Source organism: Flavobacterium galactosidilyticum (assembly GCF_020911945.1).
Classification (GTDB): Bacteria; Bacteroidota; Bacteroidia; order Flavobacteriales; family Flavobacteriaceae; genus Flavobacterium; species Flavobacterium galactosidilyticum.
In genome coordinates this window covers 2,231,243-2,251,232 of sequence record NZ_CP087135.1, presented here as the reverse complement: position 1 = coordinate 2,251,232, position 19,990 = coordinate 2,231,243, and the positions used below count along the sequence as shown (strand labels likewise).

Sequence of the window (19,990 nt, the reverse complement as noted above, 5' to 3'; positions counted from 1 at the left end):
CTTTGTTTATTCGTTTTTAGCTTGACTTCCAATAATTTCATTAAATAAATCCAACAGTTCTTCGTTAGGTTCCTGTTTGTGTTTGGATTTAAAATAATCGGTAAATAATCCCTGAATATCTTGCTCTAGATTTACTTTTGGTGTATTTAATTCTTCAATAGTATTTTTAATTAAAACTGGAATAATAAAAATAATTCCGTCATGACTTTCGTGAATTCTTTTTAAATCCTGAGTCGCAAAAAAAGTATCACTTACTAAAGTCAATTCAACTAAACAATACGGATTTGCTAATAACCACTCGACTGCATCATCAATAGATTCAAATCGTTTGCGGTGTAAAACTCTGCCAGACTGCAATGGGATTGCAGTGTATTGAACCGCTTCATGAGGTTGTACTTCGATTAGGACTACTTTTTTATCTTGTCCTGCTTCTGAAAAACTATAAGACAATGGACTGCTGGAATACACTACAGGACTAGGATGACCGCCTACGTTTTGAAAACGATGCAAATGTCCTAGAGCGGTATATTGTATTTGGTGCGGAATACAATCGCTATAAACAATGTCGGCATTCCCTATTCGCAATGGCTTTTCGCCATCTGGTTCTTCCAGGATTTCACCACCACGTTTTAACATATATAAATGTGTGGTCAATATATTTACTCCTTTGTTGTCGCAATATTTATTAGCGATTGTTGACCATGAATCCTGTAATAATTGATTCAATTGCTCTTCTTTATTCTCGGCACCTAAATAGGTTTTCAAACGCATTTCATTAGCGTAAGGAGTTGTAATTATGCGTATCGGAAAATCATATTGCGGTAATTTTATTTCTATAAAACCATTTTCTGATTGTATGATTTCAAATCCATTTTCAATAGTTATACAGGGAATTGCAATATCTGGATTTCCTACAAACAGAATTCCGCATTCTCGCGCTAAAGGATTAGGAGAATCAATTCTATCTGGACTATCGTGATTTCCTGCAATAGCAATAACTGGCCGTTTACCACTATTAGTTAATCTCTTTAAGGTCTTATATAGTAAATCAACTGCTTCGACTGGCGGATTGAAGGTATCAAATAAATCACCTGCAACTATAACAAGATCTGCATTTTGATTATCTGCAATTTCGCAAATTTCATTCATCACCAATCTTTGTTCGTCCAAACGGGAAAAATGATCCAGTTTTTTTCCTAAATGCCAATCGGCAGTATGCAGTATTTTCATTCCTTATGATTGTATGTATTAACTACTTATGTTCTGTAAATAAGATTGTTTTTTGCAATAGCAATATCCTAATAATAATTTTTAAAAAAGCATAATTCAGTAAAATTAATTGTTGAAATTTTGTTTAAGATAGAATTTAATGACACAATTTTTAAATGATATTGTATTTGGTTACGTGAAAAAAAAGTTGGGAAGCCACTTTACAAATACTGAATTTGCTCAATATTAAGTGGAATGAAGCTCAGTTTGAAACAGAAACTAGACTTAAAAACGAACCCACTTCAGTATCTAACTTATGTTATACTCTGGTTACTCCCTTTTTTTTTGAACAAAGGCGCAAAATAAGAAGTTGATTGATAGTTTAACTCAAAGGCAATTCCAGCTGCATCTCTTGAATGGTCTTATAAAAGAATTTGACTGTACAATATAATAACTTCATCTATCCATTGTTTAAGCGGCTTCCCAGAAGGATCTTTTACGCATTTATTGAGATAATTGTCAAAGATCTTTAGCTCATTTGACTAATTCTAGATAGTCTTATAATAAATATGATTACTTTAAACCAATTACCTAAAACTAAAAGAAATATAGCAAGCGCGAGAAAGCAGTTCATTGCCTTTATTTTCTGTCGAAATTATTTTAATAAAATAGATTAGAATAAACTGACACAAATTTCCCTAACCCGCTCACTTGTAAACAACTCCTTCTCACCAATTCAAACGCACGCACAATCCAATCAAAAGTTACGTCGTTCAAAATTAAAAATGGAGACCTATAGAAAAAACTTCTACATCATCGGAACGCAGCTCCTCAACTGAATTTTGCATTAGGTGGCGAGGACCAAATCATAAAAGTAAATGACACCCTGAAGTGGTTATCTAAAAATAGAATTACTGAAACCGATTTTCAGATCTTTATTCATAAAAGGATGGGACATTAAATATCTACAACTATTTTTGAAATTGAAGTTGCTCGCTTTTTTAATCAATATAATTCTTTGAAATAAATAACATATATGGAAATCATAAAAGCTAAACTACTATTGAAACTATCTATTTCTCCAAATTACTTGGCGTAAAAAAACCGTCTGGATTTGAATCGAGACGGTTTTTTTGTATGTAATAATTCCTAAGCTTCTACATCATTCAGTTTACTATTTTTATGACTAAAGCCAAAATAAATAACCAGTCCTATCAATAGCCAAATTCCGAAATAAATCCAGTTCCAAACACTCAATTCGGCCATCATATACAAGCAACAAATTAATCCTAATAATGGTATCAGAGATAAATTCGATTTAAAAGACCAAACTACTAAGCCTGCCAAAACAATTAGAAAAATCCACATTGGAATTTTGTGTTTGAACAAACTAAATCCGCTTTCGTATTTTATAGAATCCGCTATTGGTAAACCAGCAATTACATTTGAATAGGTAGCATCATCTTTATGATATTTACTTAATAAAACTTCTAAATCTGGATTCCCAACCGTTTTATTTTGAGGATCAATACTGACTAAATAATCGTACACTTTTTGAGTCTCTTCTTTATTTAACGAAGTTACAATAGCTTCAGCATTGTTAACTTGAGTTTCATTTGTAATGAAATCCATAGTTGCTTTTTTGTTGTAACCAAAAGCAAATACTAATCCAATAATTATTAAAACGGGCATTATAAATTTAGAATTTACATATGGTGTTTTAAACTTTCCACGAGGAATATCCGTTCTATTTTGTAAAACTAGTACTCCCGCACAAACCAACACAAATGCAAATAAAGTTCCAATACTGCACAAATCTGTAACTAATGTTAAGTTCAAAAATAAAGCGGGAACCGCTACAACAAAACCAGTAACGATCGTTGCATAAGAAGGAGTTTTATATTTAGGATGTACTCTTGAAAAACGTTTTGGCAATAATCCATCACGACTCATACTCATCCAGATACGAGGTTGTCCCATCTGGAAAACTAATAAAACACTTGCCATGGCTACCACCGCACTAACTGCAATAATTCCTGACATCCATTTAAGATCTAATTCTTGAAAAACAAAAGCTAATGGATCACCTACATTTAATAAACTAAAATTCACCATTCCAGTCAATACCAAAGCAATCGCAATATACAAAAGGGTACATATAATTATGGCCCACATCATTCCTCTAGGTAAATCACGTTGCGGATCTTTACATTCTTCAGCGGTTGTAGAAATAGCATCAAAACCAATATAGGCAAAAAACACTGCGGAAACTCCTTTTAAAACTCCCGTAACACCGTTTGGTGCAAAAGGATCCCAATTAGCAGTATCGACATAAAATATCCCTACGGCAATAACTAATAGTACCACACATAATTTAACAACTACCATGATATTACTCGCATTTCGGGACTCTTTCATACCACGATAAATCAATGCAGTAATTAAAACGATAATCAATAAAGCGGGAAGATCAGCTACAAAATGAAAAGAACCTATCATTGGTGAAGTCGTCCAAGCTGTATAAGCATCTTGCAAAGCAGGACTCAAATTTGCAAATTCTTTACCTCCTTGCATCAATGCCGTAGCATCCTTAAATCCATGAGAAGCGGTTAAAAAATCCATTTGAACCCATTGTGGCAATTCAATACCACCACTTTTGAGCAATCCTGTAAAATAATCACTCCACGATATGGCAACTGTTATATTTCCTACAGAATATTCCATAATCAATGCCCAACCTATAATCCAAGCTATTATTTCACCAAAAGCAACATAAGAATAGGTATAGGCACTCCCAGAAACGGGAACCATAGAAGCAAATTCAGCATAGGCAAAAGCGGCAAAACTACAAGCAATAGCAGTAAATAAGAATAGAAATATTACAGCAGGTCCTCCGTCAGCACTTGCTTTTCCAATAGTGCTGAAAATACCTGCTCCTACAATTGCTGCAATACCAAATGCAGTCAAATCTCTTGCAGTCAAATGTTTACCAAGAGCATCATGTCCATCCGCATTATTCTTTTCAACTTGCTTTAAGATATCTTGAACTGTTTTTTTTCTAAATAAACCATTTAACGCCATATTGTAAATTTTCTCATTAAAAATTAATATTATGCAAGTAACACCCCGATATTTTAGAAATAACGCAAATATTATTTAAAACCAAATGTATAAAACAAATTCAATTATGAAAGATTTGATTAAACTTTTTTTAAAGTTTAATCAAAAAAATCAAATTTATTTTAAGAGTTGCGACAAAATTAATACTAAATTTAAAAAAAGCAATATATCACGTAAAGTATAACTCCTACCTACTTTTTAGTTATAATATTTGGCCCATATTGATTCAAATTGAATTTTATTTTTTCAATTATTTATTTGCTTCCAAATTTTAGAAGAAAAATTATCATTATACATCAGTTTGTTAGTTCGCGTTGGATTGACACGATTAGTAAGAATAATTAAAAACTGATTATTATCTGGATTCATAAAGAAAAAAGTTCCCGTAAAACCGGTATGACCAAAATCATTCTCTTGATAAAACGCATCTGGTTTTCGTTTGTCAAAACCAAGTCCACGATAAATTCCTTTTTTTACCAACGGCGATTTTATAAATTCTCTAACTACTTTTTTTTCTAAGATTTGTTTACCTGCATACTTTCCATTATTAAGCAGCATTTGGCAAATCACAGAAATGGATTCTGCATTGGCAAATAATCCTGCATTTCCAGAAACTCCTCCTAAAATAGCTGCTGCTTCATCATGCACATATCCTTTAATCGTATCTTTTCTAAAAAAAGGATCAAATTCCGTTGGTGTCACATTTTGGTCAGAAGTCCATTTTAAAGGATTGTATCCAATTTTTGAGATACCTAAATCATTATAATTTTGTTTGACTAATTGATCTAGTTTCATACCTGTTTTTGATTCCATCATTTGTTGAACGAGAATCAAATTGAGGTCACTGTATAAATAATTCCCTCGTGTATTAGTATTGGCTAACCCTATTTTTTCATAAATCGTTTTATAAAAATCTGGATTCAACCACATGTTTTTATAAACTTGAATGTAATTATCTCTTGGTTCAAATGACAAGTATTTTGTATCGTAAACAATGTTTTTGTTGACATACATATTGTCAAATAATTCAATATAAACATCGGATTTTTGACTACTTAATAATGGTGATCCGTCAGGTGTAGAAAGCAAACTTTGATAAAAAGTAATTCCTGATTTAAGCCCTGTTGTATGCGTTAATAATTCAAAAAGTGTCAGGTCAGAAATAGCTGTGCTTTTATAAACTGCAACCACATCTCCTAATTTGTCTTGCAATTTTATTTTATTATCACCAACTAACCGCATCGCTACAAGAGTCGCTCCTAAAACTTTAGACATAGAAGCCAAGTCGTACACATCTTCCGTTTTTACCAGCTCTTTTTTTGAATAGTCGTGGTAGCCATAATTTTTCAAAATAAGGATAGAATCTTTACTACCAACACTAATTTGAGCTCCGGGGAAAAAACCTTTTTCAAGTGCATTACTCATCATCGAATCGATATAAACTTCATTCGTTTTAGTGTCGAAAGATTTACTTGATTTTTTTACCGAACTACAGCTAATTCCTAACAAAACTACGAAAACAAGAAGTATTTTAATTGTTGTATTTTTCATTTTGTTACGGATTAATTCTCAAATCTTGTCCTGCCATAATAGGTTCGTTATTTGTTCCAGTAATTACAATTTTCACTGCTTTTACCGGTTGCTTAGGAAAGATGGATGCATTACCATAATCAAAGCTATCTCCCTTTATAAAATCAACACCATTGTAAGAGTACTCCACGTGACCGTCACTAATAATAAAGCGCGGATGATGTGGAATTCCAGTCAAGACATCAATTTTAGAAGAAGTAACAGGCTTCGTAAATGTGTATAAAATCCAATCACCATTCACACAAGGAACATCGGTACGCAAATACGTTTCGATATTGAAATCTTCCAGCTTAGAAAACGGAAATTTCGGGTTTTCTGCCATCGATGAAGTTACTTTTACTTCTGGTTCCTGATAGGGAGAGCAATCGAAATTTACCTTCGCTGCTGATTGTTTTGCTTCTTTATTTTCAACAGTAAAATCCAAACGATAGCTATTTTTTTCGTTGTAATTTTCAATCACAAATCGCAAACGAGGTTTTGATTTTAAAGTTCTTGCTGCTGACTCCGTTTGTATCAATTTATCATTTTCAAAAAGGGAAACTGCTTTGATACTTCCATTATTAGATGCGTCAGATTCTGCATCAAAAGTGAGATACCAAATTCCATTTTTATCAATATTTTCCGAAATATTTTCCGAAACATTTAGCGTTTCCGCTTTAGATGTGTTCCAATTTGCAACTGGCAGTTTCTCTACTTTTACAGCAGGACTTGCGGCAGTCTCATTAAAAAAAGTTCTAAACATATATTTCTCATAATCCTTCGTTTGAATTGGATTTAAATACAAAGGGGACTCTCTTGTAGGTTCGTTTCCTTGCGAATCGTAACGAACAACAGCTCCTTCATAAGGCAGAGTTACAGTAATATTTCCATTTTTATAAATTGCTGTTGGTGGAAAGTCTCTAAAAGCAATTCCCATATTTGCTAATCGTTGCAAATGACTATTAGTCAATCTTCCATAAAAATCTTTCCAGTTTTTATCTTCTTTTTTAGACCAAGCTATTTCAGATAAAGCCGTAATTCGTGGATAACTTTGGTATTCCATAAATCGAGCTGGCAGATCAAGATATTCGCTCCATAAAGCACCTTGAACCCCTTTTATTAATTTTTGCTCGCCTAATGACAAGTCATTTTCAGGAACTGGTTCAAACGAATACACTCTTTTAGTATCGATAATCGCAGCCCAACGATGACCTCTTTCGGTTTCAGACTGTGCCATATCAAAATAGGTATATTGTCCTGGAATCATAATAGTGGGATGCCCTTTTTTGGCAGATTCTATTCCGTAGCTTATACCTTGCCAAGCAAAAATCTCGGTTTTAGGACTTAACTCCCCACCTTTCATAATTTCGTTCCAGCCCGCCGACTTTCTATGGTATTTTTCAACAATTTTTTCGATGCGTCTAAAGAAATAATTCTGCAACTGAAAAGTATCTGTATATCCTTCCTTTGCCATTACTGCTTTACATTTTGGACATTGCTCCCAATTCGCACGATTCACCTCATCGCCTGCAATATGAATGTATTCAAAAGGAAACATTGCTGTAAATTCTTTGATAATTCCATCTAAAATTTCAAAATTTTCTTCACGACCAACGCACCATACATTTTTTACTTCTCCCTGAACACTTTTTGTTTCCTGTTCTGTAACACAACCAATTTCAGGATAAGATGCAGTTACAGCTCGAGAGTGTCCTGGAATTTCAATTTCGGGCATAATTGAAACTCCGCGTTTTAGACCATAAGCTACTACTTCTTTGATATCTTCTTGGGTGTAATAACCTCCGTAACGCTTATTTCCCGAACCATAAGAAGGTAACAAAACTTCCCCTGGACCTCTAAATCCACCTTTTAAAGTTAAATCTGGCATCGATTTAATTTCTACTCTCCAACCATTATCATCGGTAAGATGCCAATGAAAGACATTCATTTTATGCGCTGCTAACCAGTCGATGTAATTTTTAACAGTTTCTTTATCAAAAAACTGTCTTGAAACATCAAGCATCATTCCGCGCCATTCAAAACGAGGATAATCTTCTATTTGCACATAAGGAATTGTTCCTTTTTTCACGTCTTTGGCAGAACAAATTTGAAGTAATGTTTGAAAACCATTCCGTAATCCGTTTGGAGAATTCCCTTTAATAATAACACCTGTTTTGTCAATACTCAAAGTGTAACCATCATTGGGAATGCTCAATTTATCATCTACTAAAAACTGAATTCCATTTTTGTGATGCTTTTTTCCAATTGAAATTTTTGGAGTAGTTCCCGTATTTTTCAGAAACTCACTACCAATATAATTAGTGCTATTTTTTATCTTTTTGTCAACAATAATATGTACTTCTGACGGAATTAGAAACACTCCTAACTGCTGTTCTATTTTGACAGGTTTCGGAATAATATCTAGTTTTTGAGCGTTTACTGTATTTAATGAACTTAAAAAAACAGCAATTAGTAGCAGATATATTTTCATTTTTTTACTTGATTAAATTGTACAGGATAACTTTCTGTTTGAGTTGTGCTCAATGCAGAAACAGCATAAATATAATTTTGGAAATCAGCATTTGGCACCTCTAAATTTGTCGCAGTAGTTACGTAATAAATATTTTCAGGATTAGAAAAATCAGTTATTTTACCGTTGCTAAATCTATAAATGACATACTTTTTATTGTCTTTTCCAGGCTTCCAACTAAGAACCATTTTGTTCTCTTTTTTAAGAACCGAAGTTTCCATTGGCGGCTGTGGTTTAATTCTCGTAATTCTATTTGATTCGGGTGTTAGAGCGATATATTTATATTGTTTTTCGAGCAGCGGTTTTCTAAATGAATCCCCTAGTTTTCCAAAAACGTTAGCCGTAAAATGCATGGAACCATCAATTAGTGGCAAGGATCGAATCATTTCTAACTGCTTTACTATTTGATCTGTACTTCTCCATTCGATTTCTTTAGCGGTTTTAGAAATTTTGTAATCACCTAAGCCAATATAAACATTCGCTCCATATTTGTGTGCTGCCCACCATTTTGCTAAAACTTCAAAATCAGCTCTATCAAAACCTATATGCCAATACAATTGAGGCGTTACATAATCAATCCAGTTTTCTTTTTGCCATTTTAAAATATTGGCATACAAATCATCATAATTTGTAGCACCAGCAACAGTATTCGAACCTTCTGAATCTTTGGACTTATTTCGCCATACTCCAAAAGGGGAAATTCCAAATTCAACCTCTGGTTTATTGGCAATTATCGTATCTCTTATTTGCTTGATAATCAAATCTACATTGTCCCTTCTCCAATCCTCTTTGTCTTTAAATTGTCGCGGTTCAGTAGCAAAAGCCTTATCGTCAGGAAATTCTTCGCCTACTATTTTATAAGGATAAAAATAATCGTCCATGTGTATGGCTTGAATGTCATAATTTCGAACAATCTCCCCTACTACTCCAGCTACAAAATCTCTGGTTTCTTGGTAACCTGGATTAAAATATCTCGTTTTTCCATAAGTGAGAAACAGTTCTGGCTTTTTAAAATACAAATGTGATTTGCTAAGAACATCTATAGTAGTGTCTTTTTGTACGCGATACGGATTGAGCCAAACATGTACACTCATTCCTCTTTTACCAGCTTCGTCAATCATTAATTGCAGCGGATCAAAACCAGGAGCAACTCCTTGCGTTCCGGTAATCCAATGAGAAGCAGGTTCCTTAGAAGATTTATAATACGCATCTGCCGTAGGGCGAATTTGAAAAACAACAGTATTCAAATTATATGACCTTAAATTATCCAAAATCCGAATCATCTCCCCTTTCATTTCTTGGTCTGAGAGTCCTGGTTTTGACGGCCAATCTATATTATCAACAGTTGATATCCATGCAGCACGCATGTCTCTTTTTTGGAGTTGTTGACTAAAAATATTCGTTTGAAAAAATAATACTAGAATTAAAATTTTTATACTCTTCATGATTACGATTTAAATTAATTAGTTGAATTATTAATGAGAGAAAGATTGTTACAAATTATTCTAACAAGTAAATTCCACCCTCAATGAGTGAAGTCCAAACGCTACCTTTTTCATCAATTGAAAATCCGTTTATACTTGAACTCCCCAATTTAATTACTTTTATTATCTCAAATTTATTAGCATCAACAATAACAACTTCACCTTTACGACTACCCACATAAATTTTACCGTTTTTCTCAAGAATTGGTGCAGGATTGTGTTCATATCCTATTTTTAAATCTAAGACTTTACTTTGGCTTACTAAATTTTCTTCAGTCAATTCTAAATTATCGCTTAGTGGTAATCTCAAAAGTTCACCATCCATTGTTTTAGCATAAAACCATTTACCATCTTGGCTTTTGCCCATTGATTCTCTAACCTTCCATTTAGAGGTTCTCAATAAAGTTTTTCCTGTATTTAAGTCCAAAATAGTAAGGAAGCGCTGTGGAGTAACAAAATAAAGTCTTTTGTTTGAAGCCACTACATTGACATTACCTGGTGAATACAGCTCTTGTTTTTCATTGCCATTATTCCATTTCCATAAAAGTGCTCCAGTAGTTTTATTTAAACAATAGAGAAAGGTATCCCACGATCCAAAAATAATTGTATTACCATGAATTAATGGTTTTCCTTGTGAATAAGACAGTGGTAATTTGCTTTCCCAAATCATTCTTCCTGTAACTGCATCAACACAAATAAATTTTGTAGAACTTGCTGTGTAGATTTTATTCTTTTCTACAATTGGTGCACCAACTAGAACTCCTCCAACCGAAATATTCCATCTCTCTTTTGCTGTATCTTTATCAAACCCTAAAATATTGCCTTCAATTGTGCCCACTACTAATGTACTTTTGACAATTGTAGGAGTAAAATAAATAGAATTAGCCGTTTCTATTTTCCAATTCGAAATTTTACTTTTCAGATTTACAGACTGAATTTGTCCTAGAGAATTTGCAAAATAAAGGTTCTTTTTATCAAAACTAGGAACACTATAAATTGATGCTATATCAGCAATAAAAGGCTCGAAAAGCTGATTTATTTCATCATCCACAATTTCAATTTTAGAAGGCTGTGAAGAAATAGAAAATTTAAAAACACTTGGTTTATCTAACTCTTTTTTATAAATACGAATACTATCATTACCAATAATTACTTCATTATAACTTTTAGTTTTTCCGTCTCGAGAAGTAATAGATGCTCCCATAATACCACTCAAACCAGAGAAATTATACTCTTTTAAAGTATGACCGTGACCACAAAAATTAGCTACTGTTGGATATTTTTCCAAAACAGAAAGTACTTCTTTGTAATTACTAAGACTATTATCTAAAGGATAATGAGAAAAACTTAGAACTTTTTTTAAATTACCATTAAGACTATCCTTAATTGTTTTGTCTAAAAACAAAAGATCCTCTTTTTTCACAAAACCATCACCCATTTTCATATAAGGTCCACAAGGGAAGCCAACAAAAAGGTAATCTCCTTTTGAGAAAACAAAGCGATCTGCTCCCCAAAGTCTCTTGTAAGTCAAACCTGCGCTTTCGCTCCACGTAGTTTCATGATTTCCAGAAATTATATGGTACGGTATTTTTAAACTCGATAGAATCGCGTATACATGATTTAACTCTTCGTCATCTCCACGATTAGTTAAATCACCTGTAATTACTACAAATTCATTAGTTGATTCATTAATCTCCTTAATAATTTTTTGCAATAAAAAATCATTTTCATTTCCTTCAGTAACATGTATATCAGTAAGATGTACAAATTTGATATCCTCTTTACTATCTATATTTTGGGACAAACAAGATGTAATTATAAAAAGAAATAGAATTTTAGAATATATATATTTCATAATTAATTAGTTTACTGTTTGCTTAAAAAAATTATTAAAAAACAACAATTGAAATTTTAATGAGTTTTCCCAATAATCGATATTGTGTTTCCCCGGACGCTCTATATAATCGTGATTGATTTTTAAAGCAAGCATCTTCTCATGAAGCTTTCTGTTTACCTCAATAAAAAAATCGTCAACACCACAATCAATAATTAGTTTTAAATGATTATTTCCTACCAAGTTAAGCATATTAATGATGGTATTTTTGTTCCAATTTTCAGGAAAATCAGTAATGGAACCAAGGCGTTTTTTTATATCCCAGTTTTCAGGAAATGGACGAATATCAACTCCTCCGCTCATGCTTCCTGATGCTCCATACACATCTTGATGTTTGAACGATAAGTACAACGCTCCATGTCCGCCCATACTTAAACCACTTATGGCTCTTCCCGCAGGACTGGCTATGGTTTTATATTTTTTATCTATAAAAGGAACCAATTCATCTACTATATACGTTTCATATTTAAAGGTCGAATCTATTGGACTATCAAAATACCAACTCGAATAATTCCCATCAACACCTATTATTATAAAACCATATTTATCAGCCTGATTTGCAACTTCTTTAAAACTTTTAACCCAAGTTGCGTAATTGCCGCTATAGCCATGAAGAAGATATACAACGGGGAATTTTTTATTGCTTTTTTTATAACCTTTTGGAGTTATTACACATGTTTTTATGTTTTTATTCATCGCTGAGCTAAAAACACTTATAGTATCAATCTTAGCCGCTTTGGCAGATAAGAAAACGAATAAAAAAAAAGTGAAAAAGATTGATTTTTTCATAGACTTATGGTTTCTCTTAGTTTAAAAAAAATAGATTCTTTTACTAATATGGCGTGTTATTATTCTACCAGGCACAAAGACAAAAGGAAAACTGTTTAGCATTTTGAAAAATCTAAGTAAACAAACCTTCCCAACTTAGTGCATAATAAAGATGTTTTTATTTACTAAAAAAAACACCTAAACTCCAATTATAAAAACATATTATCGTAGTAAAACAAAAAATGCAATTGAACAATTTATTTTAAACAATCCCTCAATATTGTCACTGGATGCAATGCTTTTCTATTAGTTCCGTCAAAAATCTGATGGCGGCAACTCGTTCCTGCCGCAGCAATTGCGACAGCCGCATCAGTGGCTCGTATCTTTGGAAATAAAGTATCTTCACCCATTTGCATACTGATTTCATAATGCTCTTTTTCATATCCAAAAGAACCTGCCATACCACAACATCCCGAATTGTAAATAGTAACCGAATTGTTTTTGGGTAAATTCAACATTGCAAAAGTCGCTTCTATAGAACTCAATGATTTTTGATGACAATGCCCATGAATTTTTATAGTTTTAACTTTATCAGAAAATTGATCCGAAGAAATTTTACCCTTGGTAATTTCATTTTTGAAAAATTCTTCAATGGTAAATACATTTTCAGCTAGCTTTTCTGCATTTTCTTTATCATCAGCTAATCGAATGTATTCATCCCTAAAAGTCAATATTGCCGAAGGTTCAATTCCTATTAGTGGACAATCTGCAGTAATATAGTCTGAAAAAATACTCACATTTGTATTCGCAATTGCTTTAGCTTCCTCTAGAAAACCTTTAGAAATAAAGGCTCTTCCACTTTCTTCATGATCGACTAAGATGACTTCGTAACCTAATGCTGTCAACAACTCATACGCATCTATTCCCACAGAAACATCGTAGAAATTTGTGAATTCATCACAAAACAGACATACTTTTCCGTTTACAAATGTTGCACTGGCTTCTTGATTCCAGTTTTTTTCGTACCATTTTCTAAATGTCCTTGGAGCTAAAAGTGGTACTTCCCGTTGTGATGCAATTCCCATACTTTTTTTGACAAAAGGCAAATTGATCATGAAATTGGTAAACTTTGGCGTAATGCTTCCTAAACCATTCAATTTTGAATTAAAGGCAAAAATTTTATTTCGCCATGAAAACCCATTAGCCTTCTGATATTGGTATAAAAATTCAGATTTTAAAGCAGCTACATCCACATTACTTGGACATTCACTAGCACAAGCTTTACAGCTCACACACAATTCGAACACTTTATATAATTCCTCTTCATCAAACTTGTTGACTTTTTCAGAATGTGTCAAATATTCTCTTAATGCATTTGCTCTAGCACGAGTAGTATCTTTTTCATTTCGAGTAGCACGATAACTAGGACACATACTTCCACCAGCTGAAGGTAGTTTTCTGCAGTCGCCAGATCCATTGCATTTTTCAGCAGCTCGTAAAATCCCTAAACTATCTGAAAAATCTTGTATAGTCGCAATGTCCGGTTCTACCCTGCCCGCTTCTACTCGCAGATTCTCATCCATTTTAGAAGCATTTACAATTTTTCCGACATTCAGAATTGTATTGGGATCGAAGGCTTTTTTGATTCGTTTTAGTAATTCATAATTTTTATCGCCAATCATGAAGGGTAAAAACTCACCACGAACAATTCCGTCACCATGTTCACCACTCAGCGAGCCTCTGTATTTTTTAACTAATACAGCAACTTCGGTCGCTATATTTCTAAATTGATGTAATCCTTCTTTTGTTTTTAAATTCAAAACGGGACGTAAGTGTAATTCTCCTGCTCCGGCATGTGCATAATAAATAGCGCTCTGACCGTGACGCTCCATCATAGCTGAAAATTCAGCAATGTAATTTGGCAAATCACTCAATTCAACAGCGGTATCTTCAATGGAATCAGCAGCTTTATTATCACCTACAATACTTCCTAAAAGTCCAAGACCTGCTTTTCGCAATTCATTTACTTTATCAATATCAGCTCCGAATATTTTTGGCAAAGCATATCCATGATTGTTTTTTTGAAGATCTGCAATCAAAGCATCAGCTTGTCTTTCGGCATCTTCCATACTTATATGCGATGCCACTTCTAACATTATAACTGCTTTTGGCTCTCCTTGTATGAAAAACCTATTTTTAGCTTGTTCTCGATTAGTCTTAGTACAATCTAATATAGTATCATCCATCATTTCGCAAGTGTACAAATGATGCCTCATCGCAGTTACCACGGCTTCTAAACTTTCCTGAATGGTATGAAAATGAGCCATTACCATCACATTATTCGTTGGAGGCAAATCATCCACTTTCAGCGTGATTTCAGTTGTAAAAGCTAGTGTTCCTTCACTTCCACACAGCAATTTTCCTAAATTTATTGTGTTCTCCGTTCCTCCAAAAAGATCCGAGTTTAGTAATAAATCAACAGCATATCCAGTATTTCGTCTGTGAATTTCAGGTTTTGGAAATTCCTTTATAATTTCGATCTGATGATCCTTATCAGAAAGCTCCTCATGAATTGTCTTATAAATTGAACTTTCTAGGCTGTCACCTTTTGTTTTTTCTATAAATGCAGCAGAACTCATTTCCCTAAATGCAACTGCACTTCCATCACTCAAAATAGCTTTTATCTCAACGATTTTATCACGCGTAACACCATATCGAATCGAGGTTGTTCCTGATGAATTATTACCTACCATTCCTCCTACCATACATCGATTAGAGGTCGAAGTATTGGGCCCAAAAAATAATCCGTGGGGTTTTAAATATAAATTCAGCTCATCTCGAATCACACCGGGTTGAACGGTTATTGTTTTATTTTCTTTATCAAAAGAAACAATTTTGGTAAAATGTTTAGAAACATCTACAATTATTCCTTCACCAACAGTTTGTCCTGCTAAAGAAGTTCCAGCAGTTCTAGGTGTTACCGAAATTTTGTTTTCGGCTGCAAAGCGAATGATTTTAACAATATCATCTACTGATTTTGGAATCGCTACTGCGGTAGGTGTAATCCTGTATGCAGATGCATCAGTAGCGTATAAAATTTTATGAAGATCATCGTATAAAAGCTCTCCTTCTAGTGACTGAGATAAATGAGATAATTTATGGGAAATGGACATGTAAATCTAATTTTATTAAAAACTAAAATATTATAATCTAAAATGCGCTGGCTTGGATCTTAATCACAAGTAAAAACAAAGCAAAGACTCCTCGATTTCTACTAAATAAATTAAGAAATTGTGCAATTGATATTGGAGTACAACTTGGTATTATAATGTTCTAAACTTTATACAGTATAAAACAATAATACTTTATTATTGTGATATTTATAAAATGGAAACTCCAGACTTTACATACTCTTCAAGTGCTGCATCAGAAGGATCTAATTCGGTTACAATAGTATCTAATTTACTAATATCGCAAACTACGTGCGGCCTTTTAGTATTCAGTTTATCCGTGGTAAACATCGCCACAACTCTATCTGATGATTCTATCATTGCTTTTTTAACAATTGATACCTCATAACCCATTTCAGTAAGACCTTGTTTGATATTTATACTACTTACTCCCATAAAACAAATATCTGCTTTGATTTTTGACAAAACTTGTAGCACATCGATTCCTATCGTAACCATTGCATTTTTTTGCATTTTTCCTCCTATAAATATCAGATCTATATTTGGGTACTGCGATAATTGCATCGCTATAGGCAAACTATAGGTATAAATAGTAGCTTTTAGCAAAGGCGGTATAAGTTGAGAGAAAATCAAGTTTGTGGTACCACCACTCATGATAATCACTTGACCGTCATGAAGTAACGAAAGTGCCTTAGCCGCTATTTCTTTTTTCTTATCTTCATTGGTTATTAGAATATCAAATACACTTTTGTTTTTCTCAGCGACTGGAATTCCACCGCCATATACTTTTTCAAGCAGGCCTTTTTCATGTAACTTGTTCAAGTCCCGTCGTATAGAATCTTCTGAAACATCCAAATCTACTGCTAACTGAATAGTATTTACACGATGCTCTTCAGCAAGTTTAGTTATTATATATTTATGTCTTTCAGCTTTAAGCATGGTAAAGTGTATATGTAGGTTACAAATGTATTAAAATATTTAATTAAAGATTCGGCATTTCTCAACATTATTTAACAAATTTATATAAAAAAATGTAATTTAATGCATTATGTTGCATTATTTATCTTTATTTTAAAAATAATTGGAAAAATATTGCATTTATATGCACTAATTAAATATATTTGTACAATAACCTTTAAAAAACCAAATAATTATGAAAAAATTATTACTGATTTCATTTTTGTTTTTTTTAGTACAAGCCACGTTTGCACAAACAAAAACAATAACTGGAACTATTAAAAACAACGCTGATGGAATTCCAATTCCCGGAGCCTCAGTTCTGATTAAAGGCACTACTAAGAGCAGTGTAACTGATATGGACGGTAAATATCTAATCAATGCATCACCATCTGATGTACTTGTTTTTAGCTATATGGGGTTTACAACTAAAGAACTTAAAGCAATAGGATCGACAATAAATGTTTCCCTTGAGGAAAGTGTAGAAAGTTTAAAGGAAGTTACAGTAACAACATCATTTGGTATCAAGAGAGCAAAAGCATCTTTAGGTTATGCTACACAAAGTGTAAAAGGTGAAGATCTTGCTGACACACAAAGAGAAAATTTTGCAAATGCTTTACAGGGAAGAATTGCTGGCTTAACTGTTACAAGTACTTCTGGAGCTCCTGGAGCTTCAGCTGCAATTCAGTTGCGTGGCGTTAACTCAATGAGTGGTAACAATCAACCATTGTTTGTTGTAGATGGTCTACCTATTAGTAATAACACCTTAGATCAAGGATTATTAATTTCGAATGCTCCAAATAGAAATGCTGATTATAATAGCCGTGGAGCTGATATCAATCCAGACGATATTGAAAGCATTACTGTTCTTAAAGGTCCTGAGGCTGCAGCATTGTACGGAATTGAAGCAGGAAATGGAGCAATTGTAATTACTACTAAGAAAGGAAAAAAAGGAAGAGGCACTATCACTTTTTCAACAGACGTTCGCTTTGATGATGTCTATCGTTTTCCAGAAACTCAAAAAGTGTATCAACGAGGTGCTTCCGGAATTACTAATAACAATTACAGAAGATATTTTGGTGAGAAATATGCTCCTGGAACACAAATGTTTGACAACATAAACAACTTTTTTCAGACCGGTATAAAAAAGTCAAACTCCTTAACTTTAGATGCAGGAAGTGAAACTATAACGTACAGACTTTCGGTTGCAAACTTAGAACAAGGAGGAGTTATACCAAACTCAGCATACGAAAAATTAAATTTAACGTTAGGTGGAACTGCAAAAATCACAGACAAATTAAGAGCAGAAGCCTCTGTGGCTTTCGTAAAATCTAAAACTGACAAAGCATCAAAAGGTGCTGGAGGTTTCTTACTTAATCTTTTATCTTTTCCTTCTGATATTGATGTTAGAGATTACCTGAATACTGATGGAAGCAGAAAAAAAATAACTGATGGTTCATTAGATACAGAAGCAGATAACCCATTTTTTAATGTAAATAAGAACAAAGCAAGTGACGAAAATGCACGTGTAATAACAAATGCTTCTCTTACTTACGATCCGCTTTCATGGTTAAGTTTTACAGGACGTTTTGGTGTAGATGCTAACTCTACACAAGGTTTTAGATCTTCACATCCTGAATCACAAGAAGCTGGCGCGTCCGGAGGATATTATGAGCAATACACAGATCAGACAAAAAATTATAATTTCCTTTTTTTTGGTACTGCAAAGCAATCATTAGGCAAGTTTAATGGATTACTTAGACTTGGTACTGCTAGAAAACTAGATAATTATGTTGTTTTATCATCTAAGGGAGAAAAGTTCTATGTTGCCGATGCTACTTCCATAAATAATACTGACCCAACAACACAAAGATCTTTAGAAAGAATTATCAAAAAACGTGTTGATGGAATATTTGGAGAATTCACGTTGGATTATGACAAATTACTTTACTTAACACTTACTGGACGTAATGACGTTTCCTCTACTCTTCCGCGAGATAATAACTCATTTTTTTATCCATCAGCCTCTATGAGTTTTGTTTTTTCAGAACTTAATGCTCTGAAGGATAATGAAATCTTATCTTTTGGAAAAATTAGAACTTCTTGGGCTAGAGTTGCAAACGATGCAAGACCTTACTCTATAACACCTGCTTACGAACCTAAAACTACAACGGGTGGTGGATTTGGATACTCTGTAACAGGAGCAAATCCAGCGCTTCAAGCAGAAATGAATACTTCGACGGAAATAGGAACTGAACTTCGTTTCTTTAAAAACAGATTTGGTTTAGATGTCGCTCTTTACGAAAGAAGAACTGATAACCCTATCATAAACGGAATGCGTTTAAGTTACGGAACAGGATTTGTTTTAACAGCTTATAATTTTGGTTCCTTAAAAAACAGAGGTATAGAAGTTACATTTACAGGTGCACCTATAAAAAGTGAAAACTTTACTTGGGATATATTGGCTAACTTTACAAAAACGGACTCTGAATTATTGAGTTTACCTTCAACGTTACCTGAATTTTATACTTCAGACACTTGGATGTATGGAAACGTTAGAGGTGGTGCAAGAGTTGGATCGCCACTAACTACTTTTACTGGTTACACTAACATAAGAAACAAGAATGGTGATATTTTAATAAATCCGTCTACGGGTCAACCATTAATTGATACAAATTTCCCAATCGTTGGAGATAGGAACCCAGATTTTTCTATAGGATTACAAAATAGTTTTACATTAAGAAATTTCAAATTATCGTTTCTTTTAGATATTCGTAAAGGTGGTGATATTTATAACGCAACAGAAGCATACTTATTTAATCAAGGTTTAAGTACACAAACTGTAAATAGAGAACAGCCAATCGTTATCAATGGTGTTATAAAAGATGGTTTAGAAGATTCTCCTACTCCTACAAAAAACAATATTCAAATTACACCTTATTTTCAAAACGATTATTATAACTCGAATACAGTATCATCTGATTTTATTGAGAGAGATGTCAATTGGTTACGTATGAGAGATATTACATTAAGTTATCGTTTTTCTCCTGAGCTAATTCAAAAAAGTAAATTATTCCAAAGCATGGCTATGTATCTAACAGTTACGGATGCATTCATGATTACAAACTACAAAGGAGCAGATCCTGCGGTAAATGGTTTGAATGCTAGTTCTGGAGGTGCCGGAGGCACAGGATTCGATTATGGGGTGCTTTCTACTTCAAGAGGAGTTAACTTAGGTTTTAAATTTGGACTTTAATAAAACATTAAA

At 33.3% G+C, this 19,990-nt stretch carries 10 protein-coding genes; 1 reads left to right on the top strand and 9 read right to left on the bottom strand.

From position 1 onward, the window contains the following. Positions 1-6: 6 nt before the first annotated feature. The 9 genes from LNP27_RS09760 to LNP27_RS09720 all read right to left on the bottom strand — a co-directional run bounded on the left by LNP27_RS09760 (position 7) and on the right by LNP27_RS09720 (position 16,704). On the bottom strand, positions 7-1,230 hold the full coding sequence (locus tag LNP27_RS09760; protein WP_229941452.1) for a metallophosphoesterase family protein: 1,224 nt from the start codon (positions 1,228-1,230) through the stop codon (positions 7-9). Positions 1,231-2,358: 1,128 nt separating this feature from the next. Next, complete coding sequence (locus LNP27_RS09755; protein ID WP_229941451.1) at positions 2,359-4,290, bottom strand: amino acid permease; 1,932 nt, start codon at positions 4,288-4,290, stop codon at positions 2,359-2,361. Between the two features lie 285 nt (positions 4,291-4,575). Further along, positions 4,576-5,880 carry a serine hydrolase domain-containing protein gene (locus LNP27_RS09750; RefSeq protein WP_229941450.1) on the bottom strand — a complete coding sequence of 435 codons (1,305 nt, stop codon included), beginning with the start codon at positions 5,878-5,880 and terminating at the stop codon, positions 4,576-4,578. Positions 5,881-5,884: 4 nt separating this feature from the next. Beyond that, positions 5,885-8,389: a beta-N-acetylhexosaminidase gene (locus LNP27_RS09745; protein WP_229941449.1), complete on the bottom strand. Its 2,505-nt coding sequence runs from the start codon at positions 8,387-8,389 to the stop codon at positions 5,885-5,887. After that, positions 8,386-9,873, bottom strand: coding sequence for a glycoside hydrolase family 10-like protein (locus LNP27_RS09740; RefSeq protein WP_229941448.1), 1,488 nt, complete (start codon positions 9,871-9,873; stop codon positions 8,386-8,388). The genes LNP27_RS09745 and LNP27_RS09740 overlap by 4 nt, the downstream gene beginning before the upstream one ends. Positions 9,874-9,928: 55 nt before the next feature. Further along, complete coding sequence (locus LNP27_RS09735; protein WP_229941447.1) at positions 9,929-11,767, bottom strand: outer membrane protein assembly factor BamB family protein; 1,839 nt, start codon at positions 11,765-11,767, stop codon at positions 9,929-9,931. A gap of 6 nt (positions 11,768-11,773) precedes the next feature. Beyond that, entirely contained in the window at positions 11,774-12,595 is an 822-nt protein-coding gene (locus tag LNP27_RS09730; RefSeq protein WP_229941446.1) for an alpha/beta hydrolase, read from the bottom strand. Between the two features lie 236 nt (positions 12,596-12,831). After that, positions 12,832-15,747, bottom strand: a complete 2,916-nt coding sequence (locus tag LNP27_RS09725) for an FAD-binding and (Fe-S)-binding domain-containing protein (RefSeq protein ID WP_229941445.1) — start codon at positions 15,745-15,747, stop codon at positions 12,832-12,834. Positions 15,748-15,954: 207 nt separating this feature from the next. Next, positions 15,955-16,704, bottom strand: a complete 750-nt coding sequence (locus LNP27_RS09720; RefSeq protein WP_229941444.1) for a DeoR/GlpR family DNA-binding transcription regulator — start codon at positions 16,702-16,704, stop codon at positions 15,955-15,957. A 214-nt stretch (positions 16,705-16,918) separates the two neighbouring features. Between LNP27_RS09720 and LNP27_RS09715 the strand changes: the two genes are divergently transcribed. Continuing rightward, on the top strand, positions 16,919-19,978 hold the full coding sequence (locus LNP27_RS09715; protein WP_229941443.1) for a SusC/RagA family TonB-linked outer membrane protein: 3,060 nt from the start codon (positions 16,919-16,921) through the stop codon (positions 19,976-19,978). Positions 19,979-19,990 lie beyond the last annotated feature (12 nt).